General features: G+C 72.5%; 5 protein-coding genes. All 5 read left to right on the top strand.

The features are described 5' to 3' along the window. Positions 1-197: 197 nt before the first annotated feature. Positions 198-737: a MaoC family dehydratase gene (locus AC0CYZ_RS02130; protein WP_472211853.1), complete on the top strand. Its 540-nt coding sequence runs from the start codon at positions 198-200 to the stop codon at positions 735-737. Beyond that, positions 734-2,029, top strand: coding sequence for a CaiB/BaiF CoA transferase family protein (locus AC0CYZ_RS02125; RefSeq protein ID WP_472211851.1), 1,296 nt, complete (start codon positions 734-736; stop codon positions 2,027-2,029). Before AC0CYZ_RS02130 ends, AC0CYZ_RS02125 begins: the two co-directional genes overlap by 4 nt. Before the next feature lie 8 nt (positions 2,030-2,037). Then, on the top strand, positions 2,038-3,201 hold the full coding sequence (locus AC0CYZ_RS02120; RefSeq protein WP_472211848.1) for an acyl-CoA dehydrogenase family protein: 1,164 nt from the start codon (positions 2,038-2,040) through the stop codon (positions 3,199-3,201). Positions 3,202-3,310: 109 nt separating this feature from the next. Further along, on the top strand, positions 3,311-4,363 hold the full coding sequence (gene rutA / locus AC0CYZ_RS02115) for a pyrimidine utilization protein A (protein WP_472211845.1): 1,053 nt from the start codon (positions 3,311-3,313) through the stop codon (positions 4,361-4,363). A 68-nt stretch (positions 4,364-4,431) separates the two neighbouring features. Then, positions 4,432-5,020 (top strand): MmgE/PrpD family protein (locus tag AC0CYZ_RS02110; RefSeq protein WP_472211842.1); only part of this gene is annotated, 589 nt, incomplete at its 3' end.

The raw sequence follows: 5,020 nt of genomic DNA, 5'->3' as shown, positions 1-5,020 counted from the left end.
CATCGGGGTCGATCACGCTCCGCGGGGGTGTTTCGGTGCCGCGTCATCGCGGGGGAGACGCTCGGGCGCGCGGCGCCCGGTCGACGCCGGGCGGGCTCAGCGTACGCGCGGTCCGAGGTCGGTCGCGGTCCCCGCCGAGGCTCTTGCCGACGAAAAGTCCGACGTTTAGCGTTCGCCGGGTCGACGGAGGGAGCGCGATGACGGTGCAGGACGGGTGGCGCGGCCGCTTCCTCGAGGACTTCGAGGTCGGTGACGTCTACCAGCACCCGCTGGGGCGCACGATCAGCGAGAGCGACAACACCTGGTTCACGTTGCTCACGATGAACACCAACCAGGCGCACTTCAACGCCCAGGTGGGGGAGGCCTCGGAGTTCGGCCGGCGGCTGGTGGCCTCCCCGCTGACGATCGCGATCGCGATGGGCCAGTCGGTCACCGACACCACCCAGAACGCCTTCGCGAACCTCGGGATGGACGACCTGCGCCTGACCGCACCGGTGTTCGTCGGGGACACCCTCTGGTCGGAGAGCCTCGTGCTCGCGATCCGAACCTCGGCCAGCCGGCCGCAGGCCGGGATCGTCACCATCCGCACCCGCACGCTCAACCAGGACGCCGTCGAGGTGCTCACCTTCCGGCGCACCTTCTACGTGCACCGTCGCGACGCCGCCGGCGCGGCCTCGCTCTTCCCGCAGGCGGCGACCCCGCTCTCGCTCGAGTCCGAACTCCCCGTCCGCTCGTGAGGCCGCTCGAGGACGTCCGCATCGTCTCGCTGGAGCAGTACGGCGCCGGACCGTTCGGGTCGATGCACCTCGCCGACCTCGGCGCGGAGGTCATCAAGATCGAGGACCCCGGGTCGGGCGGGGACGTCGGCCGCTACGTCCCGCCCTACGCCGGGGGCGAGGACTCGCTGTTCTTCGAGTCGTTCAACAAGAACAAGTCCTCGATGCTGCTCGACATCCGCACCCCGGCCGGGCGCGAGGTGTTCCACGACCTGGTGCGTTCCGCCGACGCCGTCTACTCCAACCTGCGCGGCGACGTCCCGGCGAAGCTCGGCATCCGCTACGCCGACCTGGCCGAGGTCAACCCGCGGATCGTGTGCTGCTCGCTGACCGGCTTCGGGATGACCGGCCCCCGCTCCGACGAGCCCGGCTACGACTACGTCCTGCAGGCCCTGGCGGGCTGGATGTCGGTGACCGGCGAGCCGGGCGGGGCGCCGCAGAAGGCCGGGCTGTCGCTGGTGGACTACAGCGGCGGCTTCGTGGCGGCGATCGCGCTGCTCGCGGGGATCCACCAGGCCCGGCGCGACGGCGTGGGCACCGACTGCGACCTCTCCCTCTACGACACCGCGGTCAGCCTGCTGACCTACCCCGCCACCTGGCACCTCACCGAGGGCTACGAGCCCCGGCGGACCCACCACTCGGCGCACCCGTCGCTCGTGCCGTTCCAGGCGTTCGAGGCCGCCGACGGGTGGCTGGTCGTCGGGTGTGCCAAGGAGAAGTTCTGGCACCGCCTCGTCGCGGTGCTCGACCGCCCCGACCTGGCCTCGGACCCCCGCTTCGCGACGTTCGCCGACCGCGACCGGCACCGCGACGTCCTCGTCCCGGTGCTCGAGGACCTCTTCCGGGAGCGCACGGTCGAGGCGTGGCTCGAGCCGCTGTACGCCGCGCGCATCCCGTGCGCGCCCATCCACGAGGTGGCCGGTGCGCTGGAGGACCCCCACACCCTGGCGCGGGCGCTCGTCGTCGAGACCGAGCACCCGCGCTTCGGGACGGTGCGCTCGCTGCGCTCGCCGGTGCGCGTCGGGCCCCCCGGCGCGGACGTCGCGCCGGCCCGCGGCGGGCCGCCGATGGGGCGCGACACCGACGACGTGCTCACGGCGCTGGGCTACGACGACGAGCGCGTGGCCGCGCTGCGGGCCGGCGGCGCGTTCGGCCCGCCGCCCGACCCCGCGGCCGCGGCCCGGCCGCTCTCCGAGGTCGGCTCCGGCGTCGAGCACCCCGTCCCCGAGGCGCCCTCGGCGCCGAGCCTTTAGGAGCAGCCGTGGACTTCACGTTGTCGGACGAGCAGCGGCTCTACCGCGACTCGCTGCGCGACTTCGTCGACTCGGAGATCGTCCCGGTCGCCCGCGACTGGGAACGCGCCGGGCGGTACCCGACGGAGATCGTCGAGAGCATGAAGACGCTGGGACTGTTCGGCCTGGCGATCCCCGAGGAGTACGGCGGGCTCGCCGCCGACACCGTCTCGTTCGCGCTGACCTTCGAGGAGATCTCGCGGGGGTGGATGGGCATCGCCGGGATCCTGGGCAGCCACTGCGTGTCGAGCTGGATGATCGCCCGGCACGGGACCCCGGAGCAGCGCGCGGCCTACCTGCCCGAGCTCGCGACGGGGGAGCGGCGCACCGGTATCGCGCTGACCGAACCGGGCGCGGGGACCGACCTGCAGGGCATCGCCACGGTGGCGCGGCGCGACGGGGACGACTACGTCGTCGACGGCACCAAGACGTGGATCACCAACGCCCGGTACGCCGACCCGCTGCCGGTGCTGGTCAAGACCGACCCGACGGCCGAGCCCGCGCACCGGGGGATGAGCATCCTGCTCGTGGCCGCCGACTCCGCGGGCTACGAGGTCACCCAGGACATCGGCAAGCTCGGCTACAAGGGCCCGGAGTCGTGCGAGGTCGTGCTCACCGGCGTGCGGGTGCCGGCGTCGCAGCTGCTGGGCGGGGTCGAGGGCCGCGGGCTGCAGCAGGCGCTGTCGTCGCTGGAGACCGGGCGGATCAACATCGCGGCCCGCTCGGTGGGCATCGCCCAGCGCGCCTACGACGAGGCCCTGTCCTACGCCCGGGACCGCACGGCGTTCTCGCAGCCGATCGGCGACTTCCAGGCGGTGCAGCTGCGCCTCGCCGAGATCGCGGTGCAGCTGCAGGCGGCCCGGCTCATGACCTACTGGGCGGCGTCGCGGATGGACGACGGCGTGCGGATGGACACCGAGTCGGGCATGGCGAAGATCTTCGCGTCGGAGACGGCGCTGCAGTGCGCGACCGACGCGATGCGCATCCACGGCGGTTACGGCTACTCGACGGAGTTCGAGGTCGAGCGGCTCTACCGCGACGCCCCGCTGATGTCGATCGGCGAGGGCACCAACGACGTGCTGCGCACGGTGGTCGCGCGCTCACTGCTCGCCGGGAAGGCGGCCGTCGGCTGAGTCGGACTACCGCCCGGAATACATCGGACCTATCGTCTGTGGCCCCCGCCACACAACGACCCCGGCACCGTGCCGGCGTCGGGCTCCGTGCGCTCGAGAGGTGTTCGCAGTGGATTTCGGTGTCTTCATCCCGATCGGCAACAACGGCTGGCTGATCTCGGAGAACGCGCCCCAGTACAAGCCCTCGTTCGACCTGAACAAGCGCGTGGTCCAGGAGGCCGAGGCCCAGGGGTTCGCGTTCGCCCTCTCGATGATCAAGCTGCGGGGGTTCGGCGGGAAGACCGAGTTCTGGGACCACAACCTCGAGTCGTTCACGCTCATGGCGGGGCTCGCCGCGGTCACCGAGCGGATCAAGCTCTACGCCTCGACCGCGGTGCTCACGCTGCCGCCCGCCCTCGTCGCCCGCATGGCCGCGACGATCGACTCGATCGCCCCGGGCCGGTTCGGCGTCAACATCGTCACCGGATGGGCCAAGGGCGAGTACGACCAGATGGGCCTGTGGCCCGGCGACGAGTACTTCGGCTACCGCTACGACTACTCCACCGAGTACGTGCGCGTGCTGCGCGACCTGTGGGACACCGGGCGCTGCGACCTCGACGGGCAGTACTTCCAGATGCGCGACTGCGTCCTCTCGCCGCAGCCGTCGGGGAAGGTCGACATCGTCTGCGCGGGCCAGTCCGAGCGCGGGATGCAGTTCTGCGCCGAGTACGGCGACTACAACTTCATCCTCTCGCCCGGGATCAACGACCCCGAGGTCTACCGCGAGCCGACCGAGCGGCTGGCGAAGGCCGCGTCGGCCTCCGGACGCGACGTCTCGGCCCTGCCGCTGTTCATGGCGATCATGGCCGACACCGACGAGGAGGCCCGCGCGAAGTGGGACTCCTACCGCGCGGGCGCCGACCTCGCCGCGCTGGGCTACATGTCCGACGAGGGCAGCGCCGACTCGACGGCCGACGCCTCCGGCACCGCCCGCACGATCAACCTCCCCGAGGGGGCCGTGAACTTCAACATGGCCACCCTCGTCGGGTCCCACGAGACGGTGGCCCGGCAGATCGACCAGGTCGCGGGCATGCCCGGCGTCGAGGGGATGATGTTCGTCTTCGACGACTTCGAGCAGGGCGTGCACGACTTCGGCACCAAGGTGAAGCCGCTCCTGGGCTGACCCCCACGGGAACGGACCCCGCCGTCAGGGCGACGGGATCCGAGCACGACTGGCGAAGGAGATGTCGCATGACGATCGACAGCCCGCCGCGGACCTCGCTGGCGGCCGCCGTCGGGGAGTTCGTGGCCCGCGCCCGGCCCGGGGACGTGCCGGCGGAGGTCCTCGAGCGGGCCCGGTACCTGGTGCTCGACGCCGTCGGGCTCGCGTTCGCCTCCACCGCGTACGCCTTCCCGGCGAAGGCCCGGGACGCCCTCGGCCGGCTCGGGGCCGGGGAGCACCCGGTGCTGGGCCTGCCCGATCGGCTGGCCCCGCGCGACGCCGCGACCCTCAACGGCGTCCTCGTGCACGGCATGGACTTCGACGACACCCACATCCCGGCGGTCACCCACGTGTCGGCCGCGGCCCTGCCGGCGGCGATCTCGGCGGCGACGACGGCGGGCGCGACGACGCGCGACCTGCTGCTGGCCTACGTCCTCGGCGTCGAGATCTCGGCGCGCGTGGGGCTGGGCGGCGCGGGCGGGTTCCACGACGTCGGGTTCCACCCGACCGCCGTCGCCGGGGTGTTCGGGGCGGCGGTCGCCGCGGGGAAGCTGTGGGGTCTCGACGCGGCGGGTCTGACCGCGGCGCAGGGCATCGCCGGGTCGATGTCGGCCGGGC

The sequence above is a fragment of the Actinomycetospora sp. genome (assembly GCF_055612215.1).
Note: the sequence above shows the minus strand (reverse complement) of the source record. Positions and strands in the feature narration are given on the sequence as shown.